This is a genomic window from Streptomyces sp. NPDC059003 (assembly GCF_042740445.1).
Lineage (GTDB): Bacteria > Actinomycetota > Actinomycetes > Streptomycetales > Streptomycetaceae > Streptomyces.
In genome coordinates this window covers 1-16,025 of record NZ_JBHYJH010000017.1, presented here as the reverse complement: position 1 = coordinate 16,025, position 16,025 = coordinate 1, and the positions used below count along the sequence as shown (strand labels likewise).

General features: G+C 71.2%; 11 protein-coding genes. 8 read left to right on the top strand and 3 right to left on the bottom strand.

The window, feature by feature from the left end; translation table 11 throughout:
- Positions 1 to 115 precede the first annotated feature (115 nt).
- From ACFWZ5_RS09880 to ACFWZ5_RS09865, 4 genes are all read left to right on the top strand, one after another.
- Complete coding sequence (locus ACFWZ5_RS09880; RefSeq protein WP_384796372.1) at positions 116 to 397, top strand: acylphosphatase; 282 nt, start codon at positions 116 to 118, stop codon at positions 395 to 397.
- A gap of 394 nt (positions 398 to 791) precedes the next feature.
- The gene (locus ACFWZ5_RS09875; protein ID WP_384796370.1) at positions 792 to 995 is read left to right on the top strand and encodes a hypothetical protein; all 204 of its coding nucleotides are present in this window, start codon (positions 792 to 794) and stop codon (positions 993 to 995) included.
- Between the two features lie 289 nt (positions 996 to 1,284).
- A complete protein-coding gene (locus ACFWZ5_RS09870; RefSeq protein ID WP_384796368.1) occupies positions 1,285 to 5,196 on the top strand; it encodes an AAA family ATPase in 3,912 nt (1,303 codons plus the stop codon).
- 241 nt (positions 5,197 to 5,437) lie between these two features.
- On the top strand, positions 5,438 to 6,880 hold the full coding sequence (locus tag ACFWZ5_RS09865; RefSeq protein ID WP_384796366.1) for a sugar porter family MFS transporter: 1,443 nt from the start codon (positions 5,438 to 5,440) through the stop codon (positions 6,878 to 6,880).
- On the opposite strand, the gene ACFWZ5_RS09860 is transcribed toward ACFWZ5_RS09865, so the two are convergent.
- Both ACFWZ5_RS09860 and ACFWZ5_RS09855 read right to left on the bottom strand, forming a co-directional pair.
- The gene (locus tag ACFWZ5_RS09860) at positions 6,877 to 7,902 is read right to left on the bottom strand and encodes an LLM class flavin-dependent oxidoreductase (RefSeq protein WP_384796364.1); all 1,026 of its coding nucleotides are present in this window, start codon (positions 7,900 to 7,902) and stop codon (positions 6,877 to 6,879) included. The two genes, ACFWZ5_RS09865 and ACFWZ5_RS09860, sit on opposite strands and share 4 nt — an antisense overlap.
- Positions 7,903 to 8,008: 106 nt before the next feature.
- Positions 8,009 to 9,466, bottom strand: coding sequence for a purine-cytosine permease family protein (locus ACFWZ5_RS09855; RefSeq protein WP_384796362.1), 1,458 nt, complete (start codon positions 9,464 to 9,466; stop codon positions 8,009 to 8,011).
- 204 nt (positions 9,467 to 9,670) lie between these two features.
- On the opposite strand from ACFWZ5_RS09855, the gene ftsY reads away from it, so the two are divergent.
- On the top strand, positions 9,671 to 10,909 hold the full coding sequence (gene ftsY / locus ACFWZ5_RS09850) for a signal recognition particle-docking protein FtsY (protein ID WP_384796360.1): 1,239 nt from the start codon (positions 9,671 to 9,673) through the stop codon (positions 10,907 to 10,909).
- A 102-nt stretch (positions 10,910 to 11,011) separates the two neighbouring features.
- Here ftsY and ACFWZ5_RS09845 read toward each other — a convergent pair whose 3' ends face one another.
- Positions 11,012 to 11,830: a bifunctional DNA primase/polymerase gene (locus tag ACFWZ5_RS09845; RefSeq protein ID WP_384796358.1), complete on the bottom strand. Its 819-nt coding sequence runs from the start codon at positions 11,828 to 11,830 to the stop codon at positions 11,012 to 11,014.
- 486 nt (positions 11,831 to 12,316) lie between these two features.
- Between ACFWZ5_RS09845 and ACFWZ5_RS09840 the strand changes: the two genes are divergently transcribed.
- The 3 genes from ACFWZ5_RS09840 (at position 12,317) to ACFWZ5_RS09830 (ending at position 15,846) form a co-directional block, all read left to right on the top strand.
- Entirely contained in the window at positions 12,317 to 13,798 is a 1,482-nt protein-coding gene (locus ACFWZ5_RS09840) for a hypothetical protein (protein WP_384796356.1), read from the top strand.
- Positions 13,799 to 14,143: 345 nt separating this feature from the next.
- Positions 14,144 to 15,511 (top strand): ammonium transporter, encoded by a 1,368-nt coding sequence (locus ACFWZ5_RS09835; RefSeq protein WP_384796354.1) that lies wholly within the window; start codon positions 14,144 to 14,146, stop codon positions 15,509 to 15,511.
- Positions 15,508 to 15,846, top strand: a complete 339-nt coding sequence (locus ACFWZ5_RS09830; protein ID WP_384796352.1) for a P-II family nitrogen regulator — start codon at positions 15,508 to 15,510, stop codon at positions 15,844 to 15,846. Before ACFWZ5_RS09835 ends, ACFWZ5_RS09830 begins: the two co-directional genes overlap by 4 nt.
- Positions 15,847 to 16,025 lie beyond the last annotated feature (179 nt).

Sequence of the window (16,025 nt, the reverse complement as noted above, 5' to 3'; positions counted from 1 at the left end):
CCTGACGGTCCACGTGGCTCACCCGTACGGGTGAGGCTCGTCGAGTCGCGACTGTACGCGATGGCGCAAGGGGGCGAAGTGCTCCGTGAGCAATTGGCCGGTTAGCGTGCACGTCATGAACGAAGAAGTCCGCCTCACCGCGTGGGTGCGCGGCCGGGTGCAAGGCGTGGGATTCCGCTGGTTCACGCGGGCCAGGGCTCTGGAGATCGGGGGCCTGAGTGGCTTTGCTCTCAATCTCGACGACGGCCGTGTGCAAGTGGTCGCCGAAGGTTCACGAGCCGGTTGCCAGGAGCTCCTCGACTGGCTGCGTGAGGGCGACACTCCCGGTCGCGTCGACGGTGTGACTGAGATCTGGAACACTCCGCGCGGCGGCTACGACTCGTTCGCGATTCGCTGACCGAGCCGCCCGTGACCCGCCGCGGGGGGCGCCCGCGGGTGTGGCCCCGGTGCCCGTCCGGGACAGGAAAGGCCTGGTGGTTGCCAAGAAGCGGTTGCCGTGGCAGGCTCCGACAGTAAGGATGATCTCCACGCCCCCAGGGTCCGAGGGAGAGGCAGCGCCGCTGTTGCAACGGCCGCGCGCCCCCCGGTCGCCCGTCAATACGGGGTGTGATCGTGTTGACCGTCAAACTTTTTGGTGAGACGCTGGAAGCCCCGCGCACCTTAGCTGTTTGGCATGTGAGAACGGCCAAGTAACACCCAGCGAGAACCAAAGAGTGCCAAGCACCGCGGGTGCGATTCCCTCACGACCCACACCGATTCGGTCGGTCACTCAGTGTGGAGGACCATCCATCATGGCAAAGGCGCTTCTCGGTTACGTCGGCGGCAGCGACCCGCGACTTCTCGCCGAGATGCGACGGCTCCAGCAGCGCGTCCAGGACCTGGAATCCGAGCTCGGCAGGATCCAGGCCGAGAACGACGCGCTGACGGCTGCCGCTTCTCACGAATCGCTCCTGGAGAGCATCGACGTACCCACGGCGGAGCCTGCGCTCACCTGACCCTCACAAGGCCTGAGCCCCGCCCGCGGGGCACCGTACGCATCCCCCGGGTGCCCGGGTACCGCAACGCACCCTGGCACTCGCCGTGCATGGTCAGGCTGTCCGTAACAGCCGCTTGAGACAACAAGCCCGGTTCAACAAGTCCGTTCAACCGGTTCAACGAAGAGATTTGCAAGGGACGCCTCGGCGTCCCTTCTTTCTTGCCCGGTCGTCACCCGATTCCTTTACCGTCTGATGTGCCCTGCATCTTCATGGGTGAAACGGACAGCGACAGGTAGAGTCCAGCGGCGTGCACCTCAAGGCCCTGACACTGCGTGGTTTCAAGTCCTTCGCGTCGGCCACGACGCTGAAGTTCGAGCCGGGCATCACCTGCGTCGTCGGACCGAACGGCTCCGGCAAGTCCAACGTCGTGGACGCGCTCAGCTGGGTCATGGGTGAGCAGGGGGCCAAGTCGCTGCGCGGCGGCAAGATGGAGGACGTCATCTTCGCCGGCACCACCGGGCGGCCGCCGCTCGGCCGGGCTGAGGTGTCCCTGACCATCGACAACTCCGACGGCGCCCTGCCCATCGAGTACGCCGAGGTCACCATCACGCGGATCATGTTCCGCAACGGCGGCAGCGAGTACCAGATCAACGGCGACACCTGCCGCCTCCTCGACATCCAGGAGCTGCTCTCCGACTCCGGCATCGGCCGCGAGATGCACGTCATCGTCGGGCAGGGCCAGCTCGACTCCGTCCTGCACGCCGACCCCATGGGCCGCAGGGCCTTCATCGAGGAGGCCGCGGGCGTCCTCAAGCACCGCAAGCGCAAGGAGAAGGCGCTGCGGAAGCTGGACGCGATGCAGGCCAACCTCGCGCGCGTGCAGGACCTCACCGACGAACTGCGCCGCCAGCTCAAGCCCCTCGGCCGGCAGGCCGCCGTCGCGCGCCGGGCCGCCGTCATCCAGGCCGACCTGCGCGACGCCCGCCTCAGGCTGCTCGCCGACGACCTCGTACGGCTGCGCGAGGCACTGACCGCGGAGGTCGCCGACGAGGCCGCGCTCAAGGCCCGCAAGGAGGCCGCCGAGGCCGAGCTGAAGACGGCGCTCCAGCGCGAGGCGGCCCTGGAGGACGAGGTACGGCGGCTCACGCCCCGGCTCCAGCGGGCCCAGCAGACCTGGTACGAGCTGTCCCAGCTGGCCGAGCGGGTGCGCGGGACGATCTCGCTCGCCGACGCCCGGGTCAAGAGCGCAAGCTCCGCGCCCGCCGAGGAGCGGCGCGGGCGCGACCCCGAGGACATGGAGCGCGAGGCAGCGCGCGTCCGTGAGCAGGAGGCGGAGCTGGAGGCCGCGCTCGAAGCGGCCAAGGGCGCCCTCGACGACACGGTCGCGCACCGCGCCGAGCTCGAACGGGAGCTCGCCGCCGAGGAGCGGCGCCTGAAGGACGTGGCGCGGGCCATCGCCGACCGCCGCGAGGGCCTCGCCCGGCTCGGCGGGCAGGTCAACGCCGCCCGGTCCCGGGCCGCGTCCGCGCAGGCCGAGATCGACCGGCTCGCGCTCGCCCGGGACGAGGCCCAGGAGCGGGCGGTCACGGCCCAGGAGGAGTACGAGCAGCTCAAGGCGGAGGTCGACGGGCTCGACGCGGGCGACGCGGAGCTCGCGGAGCGGCACGAGGAGGCCCGCCGTGCGCTCGCCGACGCCGAGGCCGCGCTGAGCGCGGCCCGTGAGGCGGCCACCGCGGCCGAGCGGGAGCGGGCCGCCGTGGCCGCACGGCACGACGCCCTCGCGCTCGGCCTGCGCCGCAAGGACGGCTCGGGCGCGCTGCTCGCCGCCAAGGACCGGCTGACCGGCCTCCTCGGCCCGGCGGCCGAGCTCCTGTCCGTGGCGCCGGGCTTCGAGGTGCCCGTGGCGGCGGCGTTCGGCGCGGCGGCGGACGCGATCGCCGTGACGACGCCCGCTTCGGCTGCAGAAGCGATCCGCCTGCTGCGCAAGCAGGACGCGGGGCGGGCCGCGCTGCTGCTCGCGGGGGAGCCGGACGCCGCCGGGGCCACCCCGACGGACGGCACCCCCGCCGACGTACCGCACACCACGCCCGACTGCCAGGCCCCGTCCGACCATCAGCCCCCGTCCGACTGCCAGGCCGTGCCCGGCCGCCAGGCTCCGTCCGATCGGCAGGCCGCGCCTGACCGCCAGGCCGCGCCCGAGCGGCAGGCCCCGTCCGGCCATCAGCCCCCGTCCGTCCGGCACGCCCCGCCCGAGCAGCAGGCTCCGTCCGACTGGCAGGCCGCGCCTGACCGCCAGGCCCCGTCCGACCACCAGCCCCCGTCCGCCCGGCACACCCCGCCCGAGCGGCACAGCCCGCCCCACCACCAGCCCCCCTCCGACCCGCGCGGCGACGGGCCGCCGTGGGCCGCCGAACTCGTGCGGGGGCCTGCCGAGTTGATGGCCGCCGTGCGGCGGCTGCTGCGGGACGTCGTCGTGGTCGGGACGCTGGAGGACGCCGAGGACCTGGTCTACGCGCACCCGGAGCTGACCGCCGTCACCGCCGAGGGCGATGTGCTCGCGGCGCACTTCGCGCAGGGCGGGTCCGCGGGGGCGCCCAGCCTCCTGGAGGTGCAGGCCTCCGTGGACGAGGCCGCGGCCGAGCTCGCCGAACTCGGCGTGCGGTGCCAGGAGTTGGCGACGGCTCAGGAGCGGGCGGGGGAGCGGCGCAAGGAGGCGGCCGCGCTCGTCGAGGAGCTGGGGGAGCGGCGGCGCGCCGCCGACCGGGAGAAGTCGGCCGTCGCGCAGCGCCTCGGCAGCCTCGCGGGCCAGGCGCGCGGCGCCGCCGGTGAGGCGACCCGGTCCGCCGCGGCCGCCGCCAAGGCCCAGGAGGCCCTGGAGCAGGCCCGGTCGGAGGTCGAGGAGCTGGCCGAGCGCCTGGCCGTCGCCGAGGAGATGCCGGTCGACGAGGAGCCGGACACGGGCGTGCGCGACCGGCTCGCCGCCGACGGCGCCAACGCCCGCCAGACCGAGATGGAGGCCCGGCTCCAGGTCCGTACGCACGAGGAGCGCGTGAAGGGCCTCGCCGGGCGCGCCGACTCGCTCGACCGGGCTGCCCGCGCCGAACGCGAGGCCCGCGCCCGTGCCGAGCGCCGCCGGGCCAGGCTCCGGCACGAGGCCACCGTCGCCGAGGCCGTCGCGTCGGGCGCCCGCCAGTTGCTCGCCCACATCGAGGTGTCCCTCACCCGGGCCGAGGAGGAGCGGGCCGGGGCCGAGCGGGCCAAGGAGGAGCGCGAGCGGGACCTGGTCGCCGAGCGGAACCAGGGGCGCGACCTCAAGGCGGAGCTCGACAAGCTGACGGATTCGGTTCACCGGGGCGAGGTACTCGGCGCGGAGAAGCGGCTGCGGATCGAGCAGCTGGAGACCAAGGCGCTGGAGGAGCTCGGTGTGGAACCCGCGGGGCTCGTCTCCGAGTACGGGCCCGACCAACTCGTGCCGCCCTCGCCCCCCGCCGAGGGCGAGGAGCTCCCGCAGGCTGAGTCCATCAGCGGCTCCGCCGCGGGGGAGCACCCGCGCAACCAGCCGCGGCCGTACGTCCGCGCCGAGCAGGAGAAGCGCCTCAAGTCAGCCGAACGGGCGTACCAGCAGCTCGGAAAGGTCAACCCGCTGGCCCTAGAGGAGTTCGCGGCGTTGGAGGAACGTCATAAGTTCCTCAGCGAGCAGCTGGAGGACCTGAAGAAGACGCGGGCCGATCTGCTCCAGGTGGTGAAGGAGGTCGACGAGCGCGTCGAGCAGGTCTTCACCGAGGCGTACCGGGACACGGCGCGGGAGTTCGAAGGGGTCTTCTCGCGGCTCTTCCCGGGCGGCGAGGGACGGCTGATCCTGACCGATCCCGACAACATGCTCGCCACGGGCGTCGACGTCGAGGCCCGCCCGCCGGGCAAGAAGGTCAAGCGGCTCTCGCTGCTCTCCGGCGGCGAGCGGTCGCTGACCGCCGTGGCGCTCCTCGTGTCGATCTTCAAGGCGCGGCCCAGCCCGTTCTACGTGATGGACGAGGTCGAGGCGGCGCTCGACGACACCAACCTGCAGCGCCTCATCCGCATCATGCAGGAGCTCCAGGAGGCCTCGCAGCTCATCGTGATCACGCACCAGAAGCGCACGATGGAGGTCGCCGACGCGCTGTACGGCGTGTCGATGCAGGGCGACGGCGTGTCCAAGGTGATCAGCCAGCGGCTTCGCTAGCCGCCGCGCTGCCGTTCTTGATCAACTCTCTTGATCAACTTCATTTAGCTTCAAGTCCTGAAGTCAAACCGTGATCCGTGGGGTTCAGATTCGTTCCTGAGGAACTATTGACTTCGAAACTTGAAGGCATAGTCTCTGCAACGTTGCTTTTACCTTCAGGTGGTGGGCGGCGTGAAGTTGTGCGCCACTTGAAGGGCTCGCCCCCACCCCGGCAGCGCTGCCGGTGGCCCGAGGAGTACACGTGACCAGCACCGCGCAGGCACCCGAACCCGGAGCTCCGCAGTCCGGAGCCCGAGAGGCCCAGCCCGATCACCTCGGGCACGTCATCTTCATCACGGCGGCAGCCGCGATGGGCGGCTTCCTCTTCGGCTACGACAGCTCCGTGATCAACGGCGCGACGGTGGCCATCAAGGACCGCTTCGAGGTGGACGCCAACCTGCTCGGCTGGATCATCGCCACCGCACTCCTCGGCTGTGCCGTCGGCGCCGCCGTCGCGGGCCGCATCGCCGACCGCATCGGCCGCATCCGCTGCATGCAGATCGCGTCCGTCCTCTTCGCGGCCAGCGCCGTCGGCTCGGCCCTGCCCTTCGCGGCCTGGGACCTGACGATGTGGCGCTTCATCGGCGGCATCGGCATCGGCATGGCCTCGGTCATCGGCCCCGCGTACATCGCCGAGGTCGCGCCGCCCGCCTACCGCGGCCGGCTCGCCTCCTTCCAGCAGGCCGCCATCGTCATCGGCATCGCGGTCTCGCAGCTGGTCAACTGGGGCATCCTCAACATGGCCGACGGCGATCAGCGCGGCAAGCTCGCGGGCCTGGAGGCCTGGCAGTGGATGCTCGGCGTCATGGTCGTCCCGGCCGTGCTCTACGGCCTGCTGTCCCTCGCGATCCCCGAGTCCCCGCGCTTCCTGATCTCCGCGGGCCGCAGCGCCCAGGCCCGCAAGGTGCTCGCCGAGGTCGAGGGCACGCACATCGACCTGGACGCGCGCGTCGCCGAGATCGAGCAGGGCATGCGCAGCGAGCACAAGTCGACGTTCAAGGACCTGCTCGGCGGCAAGGCCGGCTTCCTGCCGATCATCTGGATCGGCATCGGGCTCTCGGTCTTCCAGCAGCTCGTCGGCATCAACGTGATCTTCTACTACTCGAACCAGCTGTGGCAGTCCATCGGCAAGGACCCCTCCAGCTCGTTCCTGTACTCCTTCGAGACCTCGATCGTGAACATCGTCGGCACGGTGATCGCGATGGTCCTGGTCGACCGCATCGGCCGCAAGCCGCTCGCCCTGATCGGCTCCGCGGGCATGGCGGCCGCCCTGTTCACGATGGCGTGGGCGTTCTCGTACCGGACCGGATCCGGTGACGACGTCTCGCTGCCGCACGCCCAGGGTCTGACCGCGATCATCGCCGCCAACGCCTTCGTGCTCTTCTTCGCCTTCTCGTGGGGCGTGGTGGTCTGGGTGCTGCTCGGCGAGATCTTCCCCAACCGCATCCGCGCCGCCGGTCTCGGCGTGGCCGCCTCCGCCCAGTGGCTCGCCAACTTCGCGATCACCAAGACCTTCCCGAGCATGTCCGAGTGGTCCCTGACCGGCTCGTACATCATCTACGGCGCCTTCGCGGCGCTCTCGATCCCCTTCGTCCTGAAGTTCGTCAAGGAGACGAAGGGCAAGGCCCTGGAGGAGATGGGCTAAGTCCCCGCTGCCCCTCCTCCTGTGGATAGCTGCCCCGGCTCAAGGCCCTGGTCCTTGAGCCGGGGCAGTACGTTTTCCGCGAAGAGCCGCAGGCCGCGCCAGCCCTCGTCGAGCGGCATCCCGCCGACCAGCGGATGCAGAATGAGACTCGGGGCGCCGCCCGCCGCGAGCGCCACGCACGCGTCCGGCGTCAGGATCCGGTAGACGCCCTCCGCGCGCAGTTCCTCGACGGTCGTGGCCGCCGACCGCACGGCCGAGCGGATGTCCTTCGACTGCCAGGACGCGTACGTCCGCGCCTCGTGCAGGAAGTGCTCCCCGTACACCGCCCAGGCGCGGTCCGGGTCCTCGGCGATGTGCAGGAGCGGGGTCTCGGCGGCGGGCATCATGGTCCACCCCTCGGTGCCGTACTCCGCCGACTTCTCGTTGTAGTACGCCTCCAGGTCCGGCAGGTACGCGCTCGGGAAGAACGGCAGGCCGAGCCGCGCCGCGCGCCGGGCCGCCGCCTTCGACGAGCCGCCGACCAGGAGCAGCGGGTGCGGCCGCGTCCCCGGGCGCGGAGTGACCCGCACCGTGCGGCCGCGGAAGGTGAACTCCTCGCCGGTCCAGGCCGCGAGAAGCGTCTCGAGCAGCTCGTCCTGGAGCGCGCCGCGCCGCGCGAAGTCGACGCCGAAGGCCGCGTACTCCTCGCGCCGGTAGCCGATCCCCGCGACCGTGACGAGCCGGCCCCCGCTCAGCAGGTCGAGCACGGCGATGTCCTCGGCCAGGCGCAGCGGGTCGTGCAGCGGCCCGATGGCCGCAGAGACGGTGACCGCGATCCTCCGCGTCGCCCCGAACACCGCGCCCGCGAAGGCGAAGGGCGAGGGCAGCCAGTTGTTCGCGGCGCCGTGGTGCTCCTCGGTCTGGATCGTGGAGACGCCGTGCTCGTCGGCGTACGCGGCCATCTCCAGGGCGGTGCGATAGCGCTCGCCGAGGGCGTCCGCGCGCGGGTCGACGAGGTTGAAACGTACGACGGTTACGGGCATACGAGCGTCCCCCTTCACCGGGACGGCGGGGCCGTGGGCGGCGAAGGGGGACGGTAGCTGACGCTGCGTCAGATGACCAGGGTCGTTCGGGGTTCGGGGCCGGGGCTCAGGCCTTGGCGGTGGCCGCGGCCAGCTCGGCCTCGGTCGTGGGGGCCGTCTCCGTCAGCGGCTGGCGCGGCAGGGCCGCGTAGAGCACCGCGGCGACCACGATGGTGACGAGCCAGCCGAGGCCGTTGCGCCCGATCCAGGACGAGGCGAGCGGCCCGGTGAACCAGTCGACCTTCGTGAAGAGCAGGCCCACCACGAGCGCCAGGCCCCAGGCGGTCATGGCCTGCCAGGCGAAGCCCGCCTTGTACCAGTAGACGCTGGTGCGCTTGGTGTCCATCAGGCCCTCGGCGTCGTACGTCTTGCGGCGCAGCATGTCGATGCCGAAGACGCCGATCCAGGCGGAGAAGGCGACCGCGAGGAGGGTGAGGAAGGAGATGAACGAGCCCATGAAGCTGGTCGCCACGTTCATCAGGAGGTAGCCGAAGATCAGGCTGATGATCGCGTTCACGCTGACCGCCCACGCGCGCGGGACCTTGATGCCGAGCGTCATGGCGGTGAAGCCCGCCGAGTACATCGACATCGAGTTGATCAGGAGCATGCCGATCAGGGCCATGATCAGGTACGGCACCGCGATCCAGGTCGGCAGTAGGTCGCCGAGGAAGGCGACCGGGTCCTGGGCCGAGGAGAGCTCCGGCTGCGAGACCGCCATGACCGCGCCCATCAGGACCATCGGGACGACGACGATGGCGGCGCCGCCGACGGCGTGGCCGACCAGCGGCTTGTTCGGCGCCGTGCGCGGCAGGTAGCGCGTGAAGTCCGGGCCGGTGGGCACCCAGCTGATGCCGCCCGCGGCGATCGTGCCGATGCCCGCGATCATCATCGCCGTGGAGCCCGCCGGCTTGTCGAAGACCTTCGACCAGTCGGTGTCCGCCAGGAGGTAGATCAGCACCAGGATGCTGAACGCGCCGAACAGATACGTCGACCACGTGCTGCACACGTGCAGGACCTTGCGGCCGAGGCCCGAGATCAGGAACGTGGCGGCGACGAAGGCGAGCAGCGTGATGACCTTCAGGGCCGTGTTCTGCCGCACGCCGAAGCAGATGTCGAGGACCGTGAGGATCGCGTACGCGCCCGTGACCGCGTTGATCGTCTCCCAGCCCCAGCGGGCGACCCAGATCAGCGCGCCCGGGAAGAGGTTGCCGCGCTGGCCGAAGACCGCGCGCGAGAGCGTCATGCCCGGCGAGCCGCCGCGCTTGCCCGCGATGGAGACGAGGCCCACGAGGCCGTAGCTGAGGACGGGCGAGACGAGGGCGACGACCAGGACCTGCCAGAAGTTCAGGCCGTTCGAGACGATCAGGCCCGCGCCCATCGTCAGGAGCAGAACGCTGATGTTGGCGGCCACCCAGGTGGGGAACAGCTCACGGGTCTTGCCGTGGCGCTCGGAGTCCGGGACCGGTTCGAGGCCCCGGGTCTCCAGGGCGCCTTCGTGTTCGGCGGATTCGGCGGTGGTGCTCATGAGGGGTGGTTCCGTGCCTCTCGCTCGGCGTACGTCGACGTTGTCGCAGCCGGTGGGGGTTTTCTTCGGATGGGACTCTACGCGCGTTGACGCAGCCTCTTCCATCGTACTTTAGTCCGAGTAATCCCGGCTAGTGGCCTATGTCTTTTGGAGGAAGTGACAAGAGGGGTCCGTCGACGGGCCATGACTGATACTGGGTGGGTTATGGAAATCGTCATCCTCGCTGTAGTCATCGCCGTGGTCGTGGTCGGCGCGATCGGCGGGCTCGTCGTCGGCAGCCGCAAGAAGAAGCAGCTGCCCCCGTCCCAGGCCCCGTCCGGCACGCCCACCATCACCGCACCCCCGGCCGAGCCGCACGTCGGCGACGAGGCCGAGACGCCGCGCGACGAAGCGCGCCGCACGATCGAGGAGGTGGACCTGCCGGACGCCGGCGCGGAGCCCTCCGCGGCCGTCGCCGTCGAGGAGCCGCCCGCCGCCGAGGTCCCCGAGGCCCCCTCGGCCCCCGAGATCGAGACCCCCGAGCCCACCGCGGGCCGCCTGGTCCGGCTGCGCGCCCGCCTGTCCCGCTCCCAGAACGCGCTCGGCAAGGGCCTGCTCACCCTCCTGTCCCGCGAGCACCTCGACGAGGACACGTGGGAGGAGATCGAGGACACCCTGCTCACCGCCGACGTCGGCGTCGCGCCCACCCAGGAGCTCGTCGACCGCCTGCGCGAGCGCGTGAAGGTGCTCGGCACCCGCACGCCCGACGAGCTGCGCGCCCTGCTGCGCGAGGAGCTCCTGAACCTCGTCGGCACGGACTTCGACCGCGCCGTGAAGACCGAGTCGGGCCTGGAGACGCCGGGCATCGTGATGGTCGTCGGCGTCAACGGCACCGGCAAGACCACCACCACCGGCAAGCTCGCCCGCGTCCTCGTCGCCGACGGCCGCTCCGTGGTCCTCGGCGCCGCCGACACCTTCCGCGCCGCCGCCGCCGACCAGCTCCAGACCTGGGGCGAGCGCGTCGGCGCCCGCACCGTGCGCGGCCCCGAGGGCGGCGACCCGGCGTCGATCGCCTTCGACGCCGTCAAGGAGGGCATCGCCGACGGTGCCGACGTCGTCCTCATCGACACGGCGGGCCGGCTGCACACGAAGACCGGCCTCATGGACGAGCTCGGCAAGGTCAAGCGCGTCGTCGAGAAGCACGCGCCGCTGGACGAGGTCCTGCTCGTCCTCGACGCCACCACCGGCCAGAACGGCCTGGTCCAGGCGCGCGTCTTCGCCGAGGTCGTCGACATCACCGGCATCGTCCTGACCAAGCTCGACGGCACCGCCAAGGGCGGCATCGTGGTCGCGGTCCAGCGCGAACTGGGCGTGCCGGTCAAGCTGGTGGGCCTCGGCGAGGGCGCGGACGACCTCGCGCCCTTCGAGCCGGAGGCGTTCGTGGATGCCCTTATCGGCGACTGAGCGTCCGCGGCACGCCGGACACGTACGCAAGGAAGGGCCCCACGCCCAGGGTGCAGCTGGGAGTGGGGCCCTTCGCTGTGTGGCGGCCGCCCGGGTGGAGTGCTACGCCGGGGACCGGTGTGCCACGTACGCCAGGGTGCCCAGGAGCAGGCGGGCGTGCGGGGGGCTGGTCGCCGAGTCGGGGTCGGGGGCGCGGAGCCAGCGGACCGGGCCGAGGCCGCCGCGGTCGGACGGCGGTGCCGTGATGTGCGTGCCGGGGCCGAGGGCGCCGAGGTCCAGGGCCGCGTCGTCCCAGCCCATGCGGTAGAGCAGCTGGGGGAGTTCGGCGGCGGCGCCCGGGGCGACGAGGAAGTGCGTACGGCCGTCCGGCGTGGCCGTCACCGGGCCGAGCGGCAAACCCATCCGTTCGAGGCGCACCAGCGCCCGCCGCCCCGCGGTCTCCGCCACCTCGATGACGTCGAACGCGCGGCCGACGGGCAGCATCACCGCCGCGCCCGGGAACTGCGCCCACGCGTCGGTCACCTCGTCGAGCGTGGCCCCGGCCGGGAGCTCCGGGGCGAAGTCGAGCGGATGGGCGCCGGGGGCCCGGCAGTCGGCGGCGCCGCAGGAGCAGCGGCCGTCCTGGGCCCGTGCCCCGGGCACCGCCGCCCAGCCCCACAGGCCCGTGTACTCGGCGACCGCGGTGCACTCGGACGCGATCGCCCGGCCGCGCCGCCGCGCCGCCGCGCGTGCCTCCCTGCACTCCCGGTCGTCCTTGACGCCCTTGCTGTCCCTGCTGTCGTTGTCGTTCTTGCTGTCCTGAGTGCCCCGAGCGGTGCTCCGGTCCGTTTCCTTCGCTCCCCGGAAAACGGAATCCTTTGCCCCCCTGTCACCGGAACGGGGCTCTTTGGTCCCCCGGATGCCGCCGATCGTGAAGCCCATGCCCCCTCCAACGGGTCGAGTGCGCCGCGGTTACGTGACGGAATCGGATCGTGACCCTGTGTCCTGAGTCGTCGTTTGGACGTCTCAAGCCGACTTTCGCTGACTTTCGCCGTCTTCTGCCGCCAGGTGTTGACGGCGCTCGGGGGCTTTACGGGTGGTGCGTCCCGTGCCCTGCGCCCCTGCGCGCTCCGCTCCGCCCACTCTCGGTTGTGGTGTGTCAAGTGAATCGCGTGCGGCGAGCCAGGAGTTCATTCGAAGGGGTGGCGAATGGTGGCGTTTCCGGGATCGCCCTCGCCGGAGGGGTGATCGTAGGATTACTTTCAGTGCATGAGGCCCGGAGACTTGCACGCTCGTGGGTATGCCGGAGGCAAGTCGGATTCCCGTTCGATGGGTGGCATTCTCCGGACGGACCGCCGCAAGGCGCGGCATTCTGTTAGGGCTTGACGTGAACCACGTGCAAGTGTCTTGAGGGATGGGGGCGTTCCAGTGGGCGGCAGTAGCGGAAGCGGTACGAACGCTGAGAAGCGCCCCAATGAGATGCTCAGCTCCTGGTTCGTGCGCAGCGGCTGGTCCAAGGGCGAGCTGGCGCGCCAAGTGAACCGCAGAGCCCGCCAGTTGGGCGCGCACCACATCTCCACGGACACCTCCCGGGTACGCCGCTGGCTCGACGGCGAGAACCCGCGCGAGCCCATCCCGCGCATCCTCTCCGAGCTGTTCTCCGAGCGGTTCGGCTGCGTCGTCGCCGTGGAGGACCTCGGCCTGCGCGCCGCCCACCGGTCGCCGTCGGTCTCCGGCGTCGACCTGCCCTGGACGGGACCGCAGACGGTCGCCCTCATCAGCGAGTTCAGCCGCAGCGACCTGATGCTGGCCCGGCGCGGCTTCCTCGGCACCTCGCTCGCGCTCTCCGCGGGCCCCGCCCTGATCGAGCCCATGCAGCGCTGGCTGGTGCCGGGCCCCTCCGCGGCGCAGGTGACCGAGCCCGATCCGGGCGCGTTCGCCCCGCGCCGCCCCGGCCGCCTGTCCAAGCCGGAGATGGACCTCCTGGAGTCCACGACGGTGATGTTCCGCCAGTGGGACGCCCAGTGCGGCGGCGGCCTGCGCCGCAAGGCCGTCGTCGGCCAGCTGCACGAGGTGACGGACCTGCTCCAGGAGCCCCAGCCCGAGGCCACCGCCAAGCGCCTGTTCAAGGTCGCGGGCGAGCTGGCCGAGCTGGCGGGCTGGATGAGCTACGACGTGGGGCTCCAGCCCACCGCCCAGAAGTACTTCGTCCTCGCGCTGCACGCCGCGAAGGAGGCGGGCGAGAAGTCCCTCGGCTCGTACATCCTCTCCAGCATGAGCCGCCAGATGATCCACCTCGGCCGCCCCGACGACGCCCTGGAGCTCATCCACCTCGCGCAGTACGGCAGCCGCGACTGCGCGAGCCCGCGCACCCAGGCGATGCTGTATGCGATGGAGGCCCGCGCCTACGCCGGAATGGGCCAGCCGGGCCGCTGCAAACGGGCGGTCCGCATGGCCGAGGACACCTTCGGCGACGCGGACGACTGGGACGAGCCCGATCCGGACTGGATCCGCTTCTTCTCCGAGGCCGAGCTCAACGGCGAGAACGCCCACTCGTACCGCGACCTCGCCTACGTCGCGGGCCGCAGCCCCACCTACGCCTCGCTCTCCGAGCCCGTCATGGCGCGCGCCGTCGAGCTCTTCGGCAAGGACCCCGAGCACCAGCGGTCGTACGCGCTGAACCTGATCGGCATGGCCACCGTGCACCTCCTGCAGAAGGAGCCCGAGCAGAGCACCGAGCTCGCCAGGGAGGCCCTGTCCATCGCCAAGAAGGTCCGCTCCGAGCGGGTCAACACCCGGCTCCGCAAGACCGTCGACAACGCCGTGCGGGACTTCGGCGACGTGCCGGAAGTGGTCCAGCTGACCGAGCAGCTCGCCATCGACATGCCGGACACCGTGGAGGCCGTCTGACACCCCGGACGGCCCCCTGCCCACCGCTCCGGCCGCGGCAGCCCATCCCGAACAAGTCCGACTCGGCTCCCCCATGCCAGGTCAACCGGATGGCCGCCGCGGCCGGGTAGTTCCCGGCCGCGGAGCTTCGGGAGGATATGTCCCCAGCCCCGCGCGCACCTCACGGTTCATGCACGCGTAACACGCCCGACCTCTTCGTCACTGCGGTGAAACATCGAGCGGCACTGGCCGAAACCGCACTGCGCCAACCTCATGCGGCATAACCGGCCCACCGCCCTCGCCCCGCCGAGGCCCTGGCACCCCGCACGGGCCGTATCCGACGACTCCGACGACGAGGTGACGCCGATGCCCCCAGGTATCACGCTGGCCGCAGACACCCCGCAGCTGTCCGCCGCCAACACCGGGTTCATGCTCATCTGCTCCGCCCTGGTGATGCTCATGACGCCGGGCCTCGCCTTCTTCTACGGAGGCATGGTCCGCGTCAAGTCCACCCTGAACATGCTGATGATGAGCTTCATCAGCCTGGGCATCGTCACCGTCCTGTGGGTGCTGTACGGCTTCTCCGCCGCCTTCGGCACCGACCACGGGAGCCTCATCGGCTGGGACTCCGACTACGTCGGCCTCAGCGGCATCGGCCTCACCCAGCTGTGGGACGGCTACACCGTCCCCGTGTACGTCTTCGCCGTGTTCCAGCTGATGTTCGCGATCATCACGCCCGCGCTGATCAGCGGCGCGCTCGCGGACCGCGTGAAGTTCTCCGCCTGGGCGCTCTTCGTCGCGCTGTGGGCCACGGTCGTGTACTTCCCCGTGGCGCACTGGGTGTGGGGCACCGGCGGCTGGGCCTTCGAGCTCGGCGTGATCGACTTCGCGGGCGGCACGGCCGTGCACATCAACGCCGGTGCCGCGGCGCTCGGCGTGATCCTCGTCATCGGCAAGCGCGTCGGCTTCAAGAAGGACCCGATGCGGCCGCACAGCCTGCCGCTCGTGATGCTCGGCGCCGGACTGCTCTGGTTCGGCTGGTTCGGCTTCAACGCCGGATCCTGGCTCGGCAACGACGACGGCGTGGGCGCGCTGATGTTCCTCAACACCCAGGTCGCCACCGCCGCCGCCATGCTCTCCTGGCTCGTCTACGAGAAGCTCCGCCACGGCGCGTTCACCACCCTCGGCGCCGCGTCCGGCGCCGTCGCGGGCCTCGTCGCCATCACCCCGTCCGGCGGCTCCTGCTCGCCGCTCGGCGCCATCGCCATCGGCGCCATCGCGGGGCTGCTCTGCGCCATGGCCGTCGGCCTGAAGTTCCGGTTCGGCTACGACGACTCCCTCGACGTCGTCGGCGTCCACCTCGTCGGCGGCATCGCGGGCTCGCTCCTCGTCGGCCTCTTCGCCACCGGCGGCGGGCAGTCCAAGGCCCAGGGGCTCTTCTACGGCGGTGGCCTCGACCAGCTCGGCAAGCAGGCCGCGGGCGTCGGCGCCGTCCTCGCGTACTCCTTCCTCGCCTCCGCCGTGCTCGCCCTCCTCATCGACAGGACGATCGGGATGCGCGTCAGCGAGGACGAGGAGGTCGGCGGCATCGACCAGGTCCAGCACGCCGAGACCGCGTACGACTTCAGCGGGGCGGGCGGCGGCACCGCGCCGCGCACCGCGACCGCCGTGCCGGGCCCGGTCCAGGACACCGCGTCGGCGGGGGTCCCGAAGAACAAGAAGGTGGACGCATGAAGCTCATCACCGCGGTCGTCAAGCCGCACCGGCTCGACGAGATCAAGGAAGCCCTCCAGGCCTTCGGGGTCCAGGGCCTGACCGTCACCGAGGCCAGCGGCTACGGACGGCAGCGCGGCCACACCGAGGTCTACCGCGGCGCCGAGTACACCGTGGATCTCGTACCGAAGATCCGCATCGAGGTGCTCGTCGAGGACGACGACGCCGAACAGCTCATGGAAGTGATCGTGAAGGCCGCCCGCACCGGCAAGATCGGCGACGGCAAGGTCTGGAGCATCCCCGTCGAGACGGCCGTCCGGGTGCGCACCGGCGAGCGCGGCCCCGACGCGCTGTAACACCGTGACGCACAGCGACGCCGTGACGTGCCGTCGCACCACGAGGTGCCGTCACACCGTGAGGAACAGGAGCCGCCGGTGACGAGTGTGGACGAACGAACCGAAGCTGAAGACTCCGGCCCGAGCGGTTACGCGGCGGCCCGGCTGCGCCTCCTGCAGGAGGAGGCGCGGTCCGGGCC

Coding starts and splice junctions, on each gene's coding strand:
- ACFWZ5_RS09880 (WP_384796372.1), top strand. CDS start 116: ATGAACGAAGAAGTCCGCCTCACCGCGTGGGTGCGCGGCCGGGTGCAA.
- ACFWZ5_RS09875 (WP_384796370.1), top strand. CDS start 792: ATGGCAAAGGCGCTTCTCGGTTACGTCGGCGGCAGCGACCCGCGACTT.
- ACFWZ5_RS09860 (WP_384796364.1), bottom strand. CDS start 7,902: ATGCCCGTAACCGTCGTACGTTTCAACCTCGTCGACCCGCGCGCGGAC.
- ACFWZ5_RS09855 (WP_384796362.1), bottom strand. CDS start 9,466: ATGAGCACCACCGCCGAATCCGCCGAACACGAAGGCGCCCTGGAGACC.
- ftsY (WP_384796360.1), top strand. CDS start 9,671: ATGGAAATCGTCATCCTCGCTGTAGTCATCGCCGTGGTCGTGGTCGGC.
- ACFWZ5_RS09845 (WP_384796358.1), bottom strand. CDS start 11,830: ATGGGCTTCACGATCGGCGGCATCCGGGGGACCAAAGAGCCCCGTTCC.
- ACFWZ5_RS09835 (WP_384796354.1), top strand. CDS start 14,144: ATGCCCCCAGGTATCACGCTGGCCGCAGACACCCCGCAGCTGTCCGCC.
- ACFWZ5_RS09830 (WP_384796352.1), top strand. CDS start 15,508: ATGAAGCTCATCACCGCGGTCGTCAAGCCGCACCGGCTCGACGAGATC.